Here is a 14937-nt window from a genome sequence, read left to right as displayed (position 1 = left end):
CGCGACACGCATCGTGCGCCTCCCGTGCGCCCTATGTCGCCACGGAACCTTCCTTCGATAGGCTGTACCGAACCCGCCGCGACGCATATGCGTGGTGCCGTTGCCGTTGTCGCCTCCCCGCGACCGAAACGGCCGAAACGGTACTCCGGGTTCCCCAGCACTTCTCTTGAACACCACGTCGCCGCAGTCAAGGAGAGTCATCGAGCGATGGCCGGTCCCGCGTTCCGCGCCGCCGCCGTACGGGTGCGCGTCCCCGCCACCAGCGCCAACCTCGGCCCGGGCTTCGACGCCTTCGGCCTGTCGCTGGGCCTCTACGACGACGTCGTCGTCCGGGTCGCCGACTCCGGGCTGCACGTCGACATCGCCGGAGAGGGCGCCGAGACGCTCCCGCGCGACGAGAGGCACCTCCTCGTACGCTCCCTGCGCACCGCCTTCGACCTGCTCGGCGGGCAGCCGCGCGGCCTGGAGGTCGTCTGCGCCAACCGCATCCCGCACGGCCGCGGCCTCGGCTCCTCCTCCGCAGCCATCTGCGCCGGCATCGTCGCCGCCCGCGCCGTGACCATAGGCGGGGACGCCAAGCTCGACGAGGCCGCCCTGCTGGAGCTGGCCACCGAGATCGAGGGCCACCCCGACAACGTCGCCGCCTGCCTGCTCGGCGGCTTCACCCTCGCCTGGACCGAGTCCGGCGCCGCGCGCGCGATCAGGATGGACCCCTCGGATTCCATCGTTCCGGTGGTTTTCGTCCCCGGGAAGCCGGTGCTGACCGAGACCGCCCGCGGTCTGCTGCCGCGCACCGTCCCGCACGTGGACGCCGCCGCCAACGCCGGGCGCGCCGCCCTCCTCGTCGAGGCCCTGACCCGCCGCCCCGAGCTGCTGCTCGCCGCCACCGAGGACCGGCTCCACCAGGAGTACCGGGCCCCCGCGATGCCGGAGAGCCTCGCGCTGGTCAACCGTCTGCGGGCCGACGGCGTGCCCGCCGTCATCTCCGGCGCGGGCCCCACGGTCCTCGCGCTGGCCGACGGGAAGACCGCCGACAAGGTCGCCCTCCTCGCGGGCGAGGGCTGGGCCGCGAACCGGCTCGACCTCGACGCGCCGGGAGCCAGCGTGCTGCCGCTGGCGCCCTGAGGCGCGGCGGCGGGCGGTGCGGGGACGCCGGGCGGCGTCCTGGACACGCGATTGCCGGTGAGTGAGAGGGGGAATGTTTGTTGGAGCCGGTAGTGTTAACCTCAAGTCTGCACCCGACCTCCTTGTGGAGCGGTGCGGAGTGTCCCCTCAGGGACCACACATTCTTCCGGGAGCCTCCCCAACTGCCTGAGCAGCCTGCCTGAGCAGTTTCGAGCACGCTCCGGAACCGGCACGACACCCCTCGCTCATTCCACGCGAGGGCCGAGCAGGGGGCGCTCGGGCCGGACCCACAGCACGTTTTCTCTCCTCTCGCCGCATCCCGGCGGGACCACCGCCCCGGACACGGTCCACCAACCAGGACCGCTGCCGGACAGCACAACCGGTCGCCGAGCCACAGGGCCGACGTCCGCTCCAGGGAAGGACCCTTCGTGAGCGACACCACCGATCTGATGGGCGTGCCTGCCGACAGCACTGTCGACGCCGCCGCGCCCGCCGCAGGTGCTGCCAGCAGCGGCACCGCACGGCGCCGCCGCTCCGGCACCGGCCTCGAGGGCATGGTCCTGGCCGAGCTGCAGCAGGTCGCGTCCGGCCTCGGCATCAGGGGCACCGCGCGCATGCGCAAGAGCCAGCTGATCGAGGTCATCAAGGAGGCGCAGGCCGGTTCCGGCTCCGCCGCCCCCGCCAAGACCGAGGCCGCCGCCGAGGCCAAGCCGAAGCGCCGCGCCACCTCCAAGGCCCGTACGGGCGAGTCCGCCGAGGCCGCCGAGCCGAAGGCGGAGCAGGCCGAGCAGGCCCCCGCCCAGCAGCAGATCGACATCCCGGGCCAGCCGTCGAAGTCGACCGGTGCCGACCAGGGCGACGAGCAGCCGGCCGGCGAGCGCCGCCGCCGTCGCGCCACGGCCCCCGCCGGTTCGCCGGACGGCGCCGAGGCCCCCCAGGCCGTCAAGACCGAGGCCCGTACCGAGGTTCGTACGGAGACCCGTACCGAGGCCAAGGGCGAGCCGCAGGGCGACAAGGCCGAGGCCGCCGCGGACACCGCCGAGGGCCGCACCCGCCGTGACCGCCGGGACCGTCGCGACCGCCAGCGCGAGCGCGGCAAGGGCGACGACCAGCAGCAGGGCGGCGGCCAGCGCAAGGACCAGCAGCGCCAGGGCCAGGGCCAGGGCCAGGGCCAGGGCCAGCAGCAGGGCCAGAGCCAGCGTCCGCAGGGCGGCGCCCCGCAGGACGACGACGACGACTTCGAGGGCGGCCGTCGTGGCCGTCGCGGCCGCTACCGCGACCGCCGGGGCCGTCGCGGGCGCGACGAGTTCGCCGCCGGCGAGCCGCAGGTCTCCGACGACGACGTCCTGATCCCCGTCGCGGGCATCCTGGACATCCTCGACAACTACGCGTTCATCCGGACCTCCGGCTACCTGCCCGGTCCGAACGACGTGTACGTCTCCCTCGCCCAGGTCCGCAAGAGCGGTCTGCGCAAGGGCGACCACCTCACCGGCGCGGTCCGCCAGCCGAAGGAGGGCGAGCGCCGCGAGAAGTTCAACGCGCTGGTCCGCCTCGACTCGGTCAACGGCATGGCGCCGGACTCCGGCCGCGGCCGCCCCGAGTTCAACAAGCTGACCCCGCTCTATCCCCAGGACCGGCTCCGTCTGGAGTCCGACCCGGGCGTGCTGACCACCCGGATCATCGACCTCGTGTCGCCGATCGGCAAGGGGCAGCGCGGTCTGATCGTGGCCCCGCCGAAGACCGGCAAGACCATGATCATGCAGGCGATCGCCAACGCGATCACCCACAACAACCCCGAGTGCCACCTGATGGTCGTCCTGGTCGACGAGCGTCCGGAAGAGGTCACCGACATGCAGCGGTCGGTGAAGGGCGAGGTCATCTCCTCGACCTTCGACCGCCCGGCCGAGGACCACACCACCGTCGCCGAGCTGGCCATCGAGCGCGCCAAGCGCCTCGTCGAGCTGGGTCACGACGTGGTCGTCCTGCTGGACTCCATCACCCGCCTGGGCCGCGCGTACAACCTCGCGGCGCCCGCCTCCGGCCGCATCCTGTCCGGTGGTGTCGACTCGACCGCGCTCTACCCGCCGAAGCGCTTCTTCGGTGCCGCGCGCAACATCGAGGACGGCGGCTCGCTGACCATCCTGGCCACCGCGCTGGTCGACACCGGCTCGCGCATGGACGAGGTGATCTTCGAGGAGTTCAAGGGCACCGGCAACATGGAGCTCAAGCTCGACCGGAAGCTCGCCGACAAGCGGATCTTCCCGGCCGTCGACGTCGACGCCTCGGGCACCCGCAAGGAGGAGATCCTCCTCGGCAGCGACGAGCTCGCCATCACCTGGAAGCTCCGTCGCGTGCTGCACGCGCTCGACCAGCAGCAGGCCATCGAGCTGCTCCTGGACAAGCTGAAGCAGACGAAGTCGAACGGCGAGTTCCTGCTGCAGATCCAGAAGACGACGCCGGGCGGCAACAACGACTGACGCCGTCGGTGACGCGGGGAGACCCTCGTCACACCACGGGTGACGACCTCGGAGTCGTAACCCCTTCGTGACCTGCGCGAACACGGTGCCCACCGCTCCCGGAGCGGTGGGCACCGTGCGTATGGGGCGGCTCGCTCACCGAAACCTCACAGAACACCGTGCAACCCTTTCGGATGCTTCGCCGTCACAAAAGGTGAACCATGGGCCCGAGGGAAGACGATGACCGAGCAGAACAAGAGCGGGCGCGCACGCGGAGGCGCCACCGGACGCCGCCGCAAACCGACCGCCACACGCCGCCGCCGGGCCGCCATAGCCGTGTCCGGCGCCACCGCCGTGCTCGTCCTGGCCGGCGCCGGACTCGGCTACGTGTACCTCAAGCTCGACGGCAACATCGAGGGCGTCGACATCAACGCCCAGCTCGGCACCGACCGCCCCAAGAACATCGACGACGGCTCGATGGACATCCTCGTCCTCGGCTCCGACTCCCGCTCCGGCGACAACGGCGCCTACGGCAAGGACGAGGGCGGCGCCCGCTCCGACACCGCGATGGTCCTCCACGTCTACGAGGGTCACAAGAAGGCCAGCGTCGTCTCCATCCCCCGCGACACCCTCATAGAACGCCCCGCCTGCACCGACGAGCAGGGCAACGAGGTCGCGGGCCGGAGCAACGCCATGTTCAACACGGCGTACGAGGTCGGCGGCCCCGCCTGCGCCGTCAAGACCGTCGAGTCCCTGTCCGGCATCCGCATGGACCACTACATCGAGGTCGACTTCACCGGCTTCAAGAAGCTCATCGACACCCTCGGCGGCGTCGAGATCACCACCACCCGGGCCATCAAGGACTCCAAGAGCCACCTCGACCTGGAGCCCGGCACCCACACCCTCGACGGCGAGCAGTCCCTCGGCCTCGTCCGCACCCGCAAGAGCGTCGGCGACGGCAGCGACCTCGGCCGCATCCAGCTCCAGCAGGCCTTCATGAAGGCCTTCGTGAAGCAGGTCAAGGACGTCGGCGCCGGGACCGACCCCAAGAAGCTCCTCGACCTCGCCGACGCCGCCACCAAGGCCATCACCCCCGACTCCGAGCTCGACTCCGTCCAGGAGCTCATGGGCTTCGCCCAGGGCCTGTCCGGGCTCGGCGCCGACGACGTGCACATGATCACGATGCCGGTCGAGTACGCCGCCTGGGACCGCAACCGCGTGGTGCCGCTCGAAGCCCAGGCCGAACAGGTCTGGAAGGCCCTCCGGGCCGACCGGCCCGTCCCCGCCTCCGCCACGCGGGACACGGCCTCCGGCAAGGCCGAGGGAGTCATCGGCTAGCCCGGGGAATACGGCCGCCCCCACCCCGGTTTGGGGAGATGCGGCCAGTCCTGGCAGACTGGTACGTCGGCCCCGGTTCACGTCCGCCGCAACCCGCGGCGACGACCCGGTGCCCTCCCGGAACTAGGAGACACCTTGAAGCGCGAGATCCACCCCGAGTACGTCGAGACCCAGGTCAGCTGCACCTGTGGCGCGTCGTTCACCACCCGTAGCACCCTCACCGAGGGCACCATCCGTGCCGAGGTCTGCTCCGAGTGCCACCCGTTCTACACGGGCAAGCAGAAGATCCTCGACACGGGTGGCCGCGTCGCCCGCTTCGAGGCCCGCTTCGGCAAGGCCGCCGGCTCCGCCGCGAAGTAGCGAGCCCCCGCGCCGGTCACCGGCCGCCCCCGCCCGGGGCGGCCGGGACCGGCGCTTTGGCGTCCCCGTAGCAACAGACGAAACCAGGAGCCCGAAGATGTTCGAGGCCGTCGAGGAACTGGTCGGCGAGCACGCCGACCTCGAGAAGAAGCTCGCGGATCCGTCGGTCCACGCCGACCAGGCCAACGCGCGCAAGCTGAACAAGCGCTACGCCGAGCTGACCCCGATCGTCGGCACGTACCGCTCCTGGAAGCAGACCGGGGACGACATCGAGACCGCGCGCGAGTTCGCGCACGACGACCCCGACTTCGCCGCCGAGGTCAAGGAGCTGGAGAAGCAGCGCGAGGAGCTCACCGAGAAGCTCCGTCTCCTGCTGGTCCCCCGCGACCCCAGCGACGACAAGGACGTCATCCTGGAGATCAAGGCCGGCGCCGGCGGCGACGAGTCCGCCCTCTTCGCCGGGGACCTGCTCCGGATGTACCTCCGCTACGCCGAGCGCGTCGGCTGGAAGACCGAGATCATCGACGCCACCGAGTCCGAGCTCGGCGGCTACAAGGACGTCCAGGTCGCCGTGAAGACCAAGGGCGGCAACGGCGCCACCGAGCCCGGCCAGGGCGTCTGGGCCCGCCTCAAGTACGAGGGCGGCGTCCACCGCGTGCAGCGCGTGCCCGCCACCGAGTCGCAGGGCCGCATCCACACCTCCGCCGCCGGCGTGCTCGTCACGCCCGAGGCCGAGGAGGTCGACGTCGAGATCCACGCCAACGACCTGCGCATCGACGTCTACCGCTCCTCCGGCCCCGGCGGCCAGTCGGTCAACACCACCGACTCCGCGGTCCGCATCACCCACCTGCCGACCGGCATCGTCGCCTCCTGCCAGAACGAGAAGAGCCAGCTCCAGAACAAGGAGCAGGCCATGCGCATCCTGCGCTCCCGGCTCCTCGCCGCCGCTCAGGAGAAGGCAGAGGCCGAGGCCGCCGACGCCCGCCGCAGCCAGGTCCGCACCGTCGACCGCTCCGAGAAGATCCGCACGTACAACTTCCCGGAGAACCGCATCTCCGACCACCGCGTCGGCTTCAAGGCGTACAACCTGGACCAGGTCCTCGACGGCGAGCTCGACGCCGTCATCCAGGCCTGCGTCGACGCCGACTCCGCGGCCAAGCTCGCCGCGACCTGACCGGCCCGAGGCACCTCTCCCCGCCCCACCCCGCACCACGGAGGACCAGCGTGAACCTGCTGCTTGCCGAGGTGGCCCAGGCCACCCAGCGGCTGGCCGACGCCGGCGTTCCCTCACCGCGTTTCGACGCCGAGGAGCTCGCCGCGTTCGTGCACGGCGTCAAGCGGGGGGAGCTGCACAACGTCAAGGACGCCGACTTCGACGCCCGCTACTGGGAGGCCATCGCCCGCCGCGAGGCGCGCGAACCCCTCCAGCACATCACCGGCCGGGCGTTCTTCCGCTACCTGGAGCTCCAGGTCGGCCCCGGCGTCTTCGTGCCCCGCCCGGAGACCGAGTCCGTGGTCGGCTGGGCCATAGACGCCGTCCGCGCGATGGACGTCGTCGAACCGCTCATCGTCGACCTCTGCACCGGCTCCGGCGCCATCGCCCTCGCCATGGCCCAGGAGGTGCCGCGCTCGCGCGTCCACGCCGTCGAGCTCTCCGACGACGCGCTCGTCTGGACCCGCAAGAACGCCGCCGGCTCCCGCGTCACCGTCCACCAGGGCGACGCCCTCACCGCCCTCCCGGAGCTCAACGGCCAGGTCGACCTGGTCATCTCCAACCCGCCGTACATCCCCCTCACCGAGTGGGAGTACGTCGCCCCCGAGGCCCGCGACCACGACCCCGAGATGGCGCTCTTCTCCGGCGAGGACGGCCTCGACACCATCCGCGGCATCGAGCGCACCGCGCACCGCCTGCTCCGCCCCGGCGGCCTCGTCGTCATCGAGCACGCCGACACCCAGGGCGGCCAGGTGCCGTGGATCTTCAACGAGGAGGCCGGCTGGTCGGACGCCGCCGACCACCCCGACCTGAACAACCGGCCGCGCTTCGCGACCGCCCGCAAGGCGATGCCGTGAGCCGGCACCGCACCACCACGACTGAGGAGGAGCGCGACTGATGGCACGCCGATACGACTGCAACGAGGCGACCGACCGCGCGACCGGCCTGCGCGAAGCCGCGTCGGCCGTCCGCCGCGGCGAGCTCGTCGTGCTCCCCACCGACACCGTGTACGGCATCGGCGCGGACGCCTTCGGCAGCGAGGCCGTCGCCGAGCTGCTCGCCGCCAAGGGCCGGGGCCCCGGCATGCCCGTCCCCGTCCTCATCGGCTCCCCGAACACCCTGCACGGCCTCGTCACCGACTTCTCCGAGCAGGCGTGGGAGCTCGTCGACGCCTTCTGGCCCGGCGCGCTCACCCTGGTCGCCCGCCACCAGCCGTCCCTCCAGTGGAACCTCGGCGACACCCGCGGCACCGTCGCCCTCCGCATGCCGCTGCACCCCGTCGCCATCGAGCTGCTCACCGAGGTCGGCCCGATGGCCGTCACCTCCGCCAACATCTCCGGGCACCCGGCGCCGGAGGACTGCGACGCCGCCCAGCAGATGCTCGGCGACGCCGTCTCCGTCTACCTCGACGGCGGTCCGACGCCCGACAACGCCCCCTCCTCCATCGTCGACGTCACGGGCAAGGTCCCGGTGCTGCTGCGCGAGGGCGCGCTGTCACCGGAAGAGCTCCGCAAGGTCGTACCCGACCTCGAGGTGGCCAGTTGACCGCCCCTGAGGGGCGTGGCATAGCGGGGTACGAGCACGACACCACCTTCCGCATCCTCCACGTCAGCACCGGCAACGTCTGCCGCTCGCCCATCACCGAGCGGCTGACCCGCCACGCCCTGCTCCAGCGGCTCGGCGAGGGGCTCGGCCGGGGCCTCATCGTGGAGAGCGCCGGCACCTGGGGCCACGAGGGCGCCCCCATGGAGACCAACGCGGAGCTGGTCCTCGCCGACTTCGGCGCCGACCACAGCGGCTTCGTCGGGCGCGAACTCCTCGACGAGCACGTCATCCGCGCCGACCTCGTCCTCACCGCGACCCGCGACCACCGCGCGCAGGTCATCTCGATGGGCCACTCGGCCGGACTGCGCACCTTCACCCTGAAGGAGTTCACCCGCCTGGTCCGCGCCATCGACCCCGCCACCCTCCCGGACCCCCGCGACGGGGTGGTCGAACGCGCCCGCGCCCTGGTCCGCGCGGCCGCCGCTCTACGCGGGTGGCTCCTGGCCCCCTCCGCCGAGGCGGACGAGGTCAACGACCCCTACGGCGCCCCCATCACCGTCTTCCGCTCCATCGGAGACGAGATCCAGGAGGCCCTGGACCCGGTCGTCACGGCCCTGACGGGCGTCCCGACGCGGCGCTGAGGGGGCCCGGGGCCGCTCCGGCGCTCCGGGGGCGGGCTCGGGGGCACGCGCCTACATTGGTGCTACGTCCCCCAGGCCCGGAGTCAGCCATGTCGGTCAGCGCGCCCCCCGAAGAGGTCCTCGACGTCCTGCGGCGGCAGGATCCGCAGATCGCCGACGTGCTGGCGGGGGAGGCGCGGCGGCAGGCCGAGACGCTCCAGCTGATCGCGGCGGAGAACTTCACCTCGCCCGCGGTCCTCGCGACGCTGGGGTCGACGCTCGCCAACAAGTACGCCGAGGGGTATCCGGGCGCCCGGTACCACGGCGGCTGCGCGTACGCCGACGCGGCCGAGCGGATCGCCGTGGAGCGGGCCACCGCGCTCTTCGGAGCCGATCACGCCAACGTCCAGCCGCACTCGGGCTCCGCGGCCGTCCTGGCGGCGTACGCGGCCCTTCTGAGGCCCGGTGACACGGTCCTCGCCATGGGCCTGGACCACGGCGGGCACCTCACGCACGGTTCGCCCGCGAACTTCTCCGGCCGCTGGTTCGACTTCGTCCCGTACGGCGTCGACGCCGAGACCGGCCTCATCGACTACGAGCAGCTCGCCGCCCTCGCCCGCCACCACCGCCCCACGGCGATCGTCTGCGGCTCGATCTCCTACCCCCGCCACCCCGACTACGCCCTCTTCCGGGCCGTCGCCGACGAGGTCGGGGCGTACCTCATCGCCGACGCCGCCCACCCCATCGGACTGGTCGCCGGGGGAGCGGCGCCGAACCCGGTCCCGTACGCCGACGTCGTCTGCGCCACCACCCACAAGGTGCTGCGCGGGCCGCGCGGCGGGATGGTGCTGTGCACGGCCGAGCTGGCCGAGCGGGTGGACCGCGCGGTCTTCCCGTTCACGCAGGGCGGCGCCCAGATGCACACCATCGCGGCGAAGGCGGTCGCCCTGGGGGAGGCGTCCACCCCGGCCTTCGCCGGGTACGCCCATCGGGTGGTCGAGCACGCGCGCGTGCTCGCGGCCGCGCTCTCCGCCGAGGGCTTCGCGCTGACCACCGGCGGCACCGACACCCACCTCATCACCGCCGACCCCTCCCCGCTGGGCGTCGACGGCCGCACCGCCCGCGCCCGGCTCGCCGCCGCCGGCATCGTCCTGGACACCTGCGCCCTGCCCCACGGGGACGGGCGCGGCATCCGGCTCGGCACCGCCGCGGTCACCACGCAGGGGATGGGCACCCCGGAGATGGCCAGGATCGCCGCGCTGTTCACCTCGGCGTTGCGCGACGAACCGGAGGAAACGGCTCGGGCACGTGCCGAAGTACGGGAGCTGACCAGCGGTTTTCCCCCGTATGGACGGTGAACGGGAGAAGACCCCGGCGGGGCCGCAACCGTTCCGGGGCCCGGGGTGTCTCCAAGCACATGGACGGCACGGCTAGGGTGTGGGGCTGAGATGGCCAGCGATTCCTGTGGGGACAGCCCGTGCGTGATTACCTGCTGACGCTCTGTGTCACGGCCGCGGTGACCTATCTGCTGACCGGTCCGGTGCGGAAGTTCGCCATCGCGACCGGCGCGATGCCGGAGATCCGCGCGCGCGACGTGCACCGAGAACCGACTCCGAGGCTCGGTGGCATCGCCATGTTCTTCGGGCTGTGCGCCGGACTGCTCGTCGCCGACCACCTGCAGAACCTCAACAGCGTCTTCGACCAGTCGAACGAGCCCCGCGCGTTGCTCTCCGGCGCCGCCCTGATCTGGCTGATCGGCGTCCTGGACGACAAGTTCGAGCTGGACGCGCTGATCAAGCTCGGCGCCCAGATGATCTCGGCCGGCGTGATGGTGGCGCAGGGCCTGACGATCCTGTGGCTGCCGATCCCGGGCGTCGGCACGGTCGCGCTGACCCAGTGGCAGGGCACCCTCCTGACGGTCGCCCTGGTCGTCCTCACCATCAACGCGGTCAACTTCGTCGACGGCCTCGACGGCCTCGCCGCCGGCATGGTCTGCATCGCCACCGGCGCCTTCTTCCTGTACGCGTACCGCCTCTGGTACGGCTACACGATCGAGGCGGCGGCCCCCGCGACCCTCTTCGCCGCGATCCTCATGGGCATGTGCCTGGGCTTCCTGCCGCACAACATGCATCCGGCGCGGATCTTCATGGGCGACTCGGGCTCGATGCTGATCGGTCTGATCCTCGCCGCCTCCGCCATCTCGATCACCGGCCAGGTGGACCCGGACACCCTGAAGATCTTCGAGGGCTCGACCCGGCAGGCGACCCACGCGGCCCTGCCGGTCTTCATCCCGTTGATCCTGCCGCTGACCATCATCGCGATCCCGATGACCGACCTGGTCCTGGCGATCGTGCGGCGGACCTGGAAGGGCCAGTCGCCCTTCGCCGCGGACCGCGGCCACCTGCACCACCGGCTCCTGGAGATCGGCCACTCGCACAGCCGGGCCGTGCTGATCATGTACTTCTGGTCGGCGCTGATCGCCTTCGGCACGCTCGCGTACTCGGTCCACTCGGCGTCGATGTGGATCGTCCTCGCCGTCACGGTGCTGAGCGCCCTGGGTCTGGTGCTGCTCCTGATGCCGCGCTTCTCGCCGCGGGCGCCCCGCTGGGCGGAGGCCGTCGTTCCGCCGCGGTACCGGCGCCGGAGCCGGGTGGTCGAGCCGGAGCCGGAGCCGGAGCAGGGGGCGGCGGCGGAGGACCGGGTCCCGGTCCCGGCGGGGCTGCACGGCTCGACGGCCATCGGTCACCGTTCGCGCTTCTCCGACCGGAGGAAGGCCGGCACGCCGAGTTGACGCCGCGACAGCGGCGGTCGGCGAATGCCCCATCGGGGCTCATTACCAGACAAGGTGCCCCGCTGTCGCGCACAATCGCGCGTTGTAACCCTCATGTGTGACAGTTGGCACACCCTCTGAGTAAAGACCTATTCAAATAGTTTGTGATACGGTTCACGAGACCCGGCGACAGTGCCGAAAGACCGTAGTGCGACGGTCTGTTGGCCCCGAGACCCACCTCGGACCGGGCCTACGCTCGTCCCTGACGACACCATCGCCCCCTCCATCACAGCGGAGACACCGCCATGCCTTCCACCGACGCACGCCTCCTTCTCTCGGCCGTCGTACCGTCTGCAGCCGTCGGCGCCATCGCCACGGTGATCAGCGGCATCGTCGCCGGCGGGAAGGGGGCGATCGGCGCCGTGCTCGGCACCCTGGTCGTGCTCCTCTTCATGGGCATCGGGATGCTGGTGCTCCAGCGGACGGCAAAGAAGCACCCGCAGCTGTTCCAGGCCATGGGGCTCTTGCTCTACACGACGCAGCTGCTGGTTCTCGCCGTCTTCCTGGCCGTGCTGAAGGGCACCACGGTGTTCGACTTCAAGGCCTTCGCCTTCACGGTGCTCGCGACGACCGTGGTGTGGGTCGCGGCCCAGGCCCGTGCCTACATGAAGGCCAAGATCGCGTACGTCGAGCCCGGGAAAACGGGTTCGAAGTCGTGAAGGGTAGGGCCGGGATAAAGGCGCGTTCGGCTTCCTGCTATCGTCCGGTGCCAACTGCGGCATTGCGGGCGCGGGCATCCGAAGCGGCGCCTGTCCCAGCGCGAGGCTCGAAGCCGACCCGCCGCCCCCCTATCCGTAAGACCAGTCCAGTGCCGACCCGCGGCTGCGTGCCGCGCCGACACAACGAGGTTGCCGTACCTATGCGCCACGCTGAAGGAGCCCGCGGTGAGTGCTGACCAGACGCTTGCCTTCGACCCGGATTGCCACATCTTCACCGGATGCGGCTTCCCGGCTCCGGGCCTGCACACGTTCATCTACGAGCCCATCGCGACGTGGGGCGGCTTCGAGCTGACCAAGCCCATGCTGCTCGCGGTGCTGAGCTCCATCGTGGTGGTCGGTTTCTTCTGGGCGGCCTTCCGTAAGCCGAAGCTGGTCCCCGGCAAGATGCAGATGATCGGCGAGGCCGGTTACGACTTCGTGCGCCGCGGCATCGTCTACGAGATCATCGGCAAGAAGGACGGCGAGAAGTACGTCCCCTTCATGGTGTCGATGTTCTTCCTCGTCTGGATGATGAACCTCTGGTCGATCATCCCGCTGGCCCAGTTCCCGGTCACCTCGCTGATCGCCTTCCCGGCGGCCCTCGCGCTGATCGTGTACGTGCTCTGGGTCTCGCTGACCTTCAAGAAGCACGGCTTCGTCGGCGGCTGGAAGAACATCGTCGGCTGGGACAAGTCCCTCGGCCCGATCCTGCCGCTGGTCGTCGTCCTCGAGTTCTTCTCGAACCTGATCATCCGGCCCTTCACGCACGCGGTCCGACTGTTCGCGAACATGTTCGCCGGTCACCTGCTGATCGTGATGTTCTCGCTGGCCTCCTGGTACCTGCTCAACGGCATCGGCATCGTCTACGCGGGCACGTCCTTCGTGATGGTCCTCGTGATGACCGCCTTCGAGCTCTTCATCCAGGCCGTCCAGGCGTACGTCTTCGTCCTCCTGGCCTGCAGCTACGTCCAGGGCGCGCTCTCCGAGCACCACTGAGCCCCCTGCCACGGACCAGCTCCACCACCCACCCCGCAGTCTCCGGTGGCCAACCCCCACCGGGTCCTTGAAAGAGAAGGAAGAACCGGCATGTCCGCTCTCCAGACCCTTGCTGCTGTCGAAGGCAACGTCGCCGCCATCGGTTACGGCCTCGCCGCGATCGGCCCCGGCGTCGGCGTCGGCATCATCTTCGGTAACGGCACCCAGGCCCTCGCCCGCCAGCCCGAGGCGGCCGGCCTGATCCGTACCAACCAGATCATGGGTTTCGCCTTCTGTGAGGCGCTCGCCCTCATCGGCATCGTCATGGGCTTCGTCTACTAAGCCTGCTTCTCGACGACAGCCACATTTTCACGGAAGGCACTGATGTGAACGCTCTGCTTCTTGCGGCCGAGGGGGAGCCCCAGCCCCCCCTCCTCCCGCATCTTGACGAGCTCGTCATCGGCCTGATCGCCTTCGTCATCGTCTTCGGCTTCCTCGCCAAGAAGCTCCTCCCGAACATCAACAAGGTTCTGGTCGAGCGCCGCGAGGCCATCGAGGGTGGCATCGAGAAGGCCGAGTCGGCCCAGATCGAGGCTCAGAGTGTGCTGGAGCAGTACAAGGCACAGCTTGCCGAGGCCCGCCACGAGGCCGCGCGTCTCCGCCAGGAGGCGACGGAGCAGGGCACCGCGATCATCCAGGAGATGAAGGCGGAGGGCCAGCGCCAGCGCGAGGAGATCATCGCCGCCGGTCACACGCAGATCGAGGCCGACCGCAAGGCCGCCGCCTCCTCCCTGCGTCAGGACGTCGGCAAGCTCGCCACGGACCTGGCCGGCAAGCTGGTCGGCGAGTCCCTCCAGGACGTCGCCCGCCAGAGCCGCACGATCGACCGCTTCCTCGACGAGCTCGAGGAGAAGGCTGAGGCCGTCCGATGAACGGAGCGAGCCGTGAGGCACTGGCCGCCGCCCGCGAGGCACTCGACGCGCTGACCGACAACACCTCGGTCGACGCGACGAAGCTCGCGGACGAGCTGGCCTCGGTCACCGTCCTGCTCGACCGCGAGGTGTCGCTGCGCCGGGTCCTGACCGACCCCGCCCAGTCGGGTGAGGCCAAGGCCGAGCTCGCGCAGCGACTCCTGACCGGTCAGGTGGGCGGCGAGACCGTCGACCTGGTGTCCGGCATGGTCCGGTCCCGCTGGTCGCGCTCCCGCGACCTCGTCGACGCGGCCGAGGAGCTGGCGAACACCGCCGACCTCACCGCGGCGCAGAAGGCGGGAGCCCTCGACAACGTCGAGGACGAGCTGTTCCGCTTCGGCCGGATCGTCTCCTCCAGCACCGAGCTCCGCTCGGCGCTGACGGACAAGACCGCGAAGCCCGCCGCCAAGGGCGAGCTGCTGCGCACGCTGCTCGGCGGCAAGGCCAACGCCACCACCGAGCGTCTGGTCGTCCGTCTGGTGACCCAGCCCCGGGGACGTAGCCTGGAGGTGGGACTCGAGTCCCTGTCCAAGCTCGCCGCGGCGCGCCGGGACCGGATGGTCGCCGTCGTCACCTCGGCGGTGCCGCTGTCCGACCAGCAGAAGCAGCGCCTCGGCGCCGTACTGGCGAAGCTGTACGGCCGCGCGATGCACCTGAACCTGGACGTGGACCCCGCGGTCCTCGGCGGGATCTCGGTGCGGGTCGGCGACGAGGTCATCGACGGCACGGTCTCCGAGCGCCTCGGCGAGGCGAAGCGGCGGCTGGCCGGCTGACGGCTCACGCCGCCGGCAACACAACACGCATCA

15 protein-coding genes are annotated in these 14937 nt (G+C 70.9%); all 15 read left to right on the top strand.

The window, feature by feature from the left end:
- Positions 1-207 precede the first annotated feature (207 nt).
- The 15 genes from thrB (at position 208) to IE245_RS13310 (ending at position 14904) form a co-directional block, all read left to right on the top strand.
- Positions 208-1125 carry a homoserine kinase gene (gene thrB / locus IE245_RS13380; protein WP_189947043.1) on the top strand — a complete coding sequence of 306 codons (918 nt, stop codon included), beginning with the start codon at positions 208-210 and terminating at the stop codon, positions 1123-1125.
- Between the two features lie 428 nt (positions 1126-1553).
- Positions 1554-3602 carry a transcription termination factor Rho gene (gene rho / locus IE245_RS13375; RefSeq protein ID WP_189947042.1) on the top strand — a complete coding sequence of 683 codons (2049 nt, stop codon included), beginning with the start codon at positions 1554-1556 and terminating at the stop codon, positions 3600-3602.
- A gap of 219 nt (positions 3603-3821) precedes the next feature.
- Positions 3822-4919, top strand: coding sequence for an LCP family protein (locus IE245_RS13370; protein WP_189947041.1), 1098 nt, complete (start codon positions 3822-3824; stop codon positions 4917-4919).
- Positions 4920-5054: 135 nt separating this feature from the next.
- The gene (gene rpmE / locus IE245_RS13365) at positions 5055-5279 is read left to right on the top strand and encodes a 50S ribosomal protein L31 (protein WP_169086776.1); all 225 of its coding nucleotides are present in this window, start codon (positions 5055-5057) and stop codon (positions 5277-5279) included.
- Positions 5280-5376: 97 nt separating this feature from the next.
- Positions 5377-6453 carry a peptide chain release factor 1 gene (prfA, locus tag IE245_RS13360; RefSeq protein WP_189947040.1) on the top strand — a complete coding sequence of 359 codons (1077 nt, stop codon included), beginning with the start codon at positions 5377-5379 and terminating at the stop codon, positions 6451-6453.
- A 50-nt stretch (positions 6454-6503) separates the two neighbouring features.
- On the top strand, positions 6504-7349 hold the full coding sequence (gene prmC, locus IE245_RS13355) for a peptide chain release factor N(5)-glutamine methyltransferase (protein ID WP_189947039.1): 846 nt from the start codon (positions 6504-6506) through the stop codon (positions 7347-7349).
- A gap of 40 nt (positions 7350-7389) precedes the next feature.
- A complete protein-coding gene (locus IE245_RS13350; RefSeq protein ID WP_189947038.1) occupies positions 7390-8037 on the top strand; it encodes an L-threonylcarbamoyladenylate synthase in 648 nt (215 codons plus the stop codon).
- Positions 8034-8678, top strand: coding sequence for an arsenate reductase/protein-tyrosine-phosphatase family protein (locus tag IE245_RS13345; protein ID WP_189947037.1), 645 nt, complete (start codon positions 8034-8036; stop codon positions 8676-8678). Before IE245_RS13350 ends, IE245_RS13345 begins: the two co-directional genes overlap by 4 nt.
- Positions 8679-8767: 89 nt before the next feature.
- A complete protein-coding gene (gene glyA, locus IE245_RS13340) occupies positions 8768-10015 on the top strand; it encodes a serine hydroxymethyltransferase (RefSeq protein ID WP_189947036.1) in 1248 nt (415 codons plus the stop codon).
- A gap of 119 nt (positions 10016-10134) precedes the next feature.
- Positions 10135-11448 (top strand): MraY family glycosyltransferase, encoded by a 1314-nt coding sequence (locus tag IE245_RS13335; protein ID WP_189947035.1) that lies wholly within the window; start codon positions 10135-10137, stop codon positions 11446-11448.
- Between the two features lie 284 nt (positions 11449-11732).
- A complete protein-coding gene (locus IE245_RS13330; protein WP_189947034.1) occupies positions 11733-12146 on the top strand; it encodes a Cg1360 family ATP-synthase-associated protein in 414 nt (137 codons plus the stop codon).
- Positions 12147-12371: 225 nt separating this feature from the next.
- Positions 12372-13181, top strand: a complete 810-nt coding sequence (gene atpB, locus IE245_RS13325) for a F0F1 ATP synthase subunit A (protein WP_189947033.1) — start codon at positions 12372-12374, stop codon at positions 13179-13181.
- Positions 13182-13271: 90 nt separating this feature from the next.
- Complete coding sequence (atpE, locus tag IE245_RS13320) at positions 13272-13502, top strand: ATP synthase F0 subunit C (protein ID WP_006346597.1); 231 nt, start codon at positions 13272-13274, stop codon at positions 13500-13502.
- Positions 13503-13546: 44 nt separating this feature from the next.
- Positions 13547-14092 carry a F0F1 ATP synthase subunit B gene (locus IE245_RS13315; protein WP_189947032.1) on the top strand — a complete coding sequence of 182 codons (546 nt, stop codon included), beginning with the start codon at positions 13547-13549 and terminating at the stop codon, positions 14090-14092.
- Positions 14089-14904 carry a F0F1 ATP synthase subunit delta gene (locus IE245_RS13310; RefSeq protein WP_189947031.1) on the top strand — a complete coding sequence of 272 codons (816 nt, stop codon included), beginning with the start codon at positions 14089-14091 and terminating at the stop codon, positions 14902-14904. The genes IE245_RS13315 and IE245_RS13310 overlap by 4 nt, the downstream gene beginning before the upstream one ends.
- Positions 14905-14937: the final 33 nt, after the last annotated feature.

It is taken from the genome of Streptomyces roseolus (assembly GCF_014649855.1).
Lineage (GTDB): Bacteria > Actinomycetota > Actinomycetes > Streptomycetales > Streptomycetaceae > Streptomyces > Streptomyces roseolus.
This window is presented reverse-complemented; position numbering and strand designations above follow the sequence as displayed.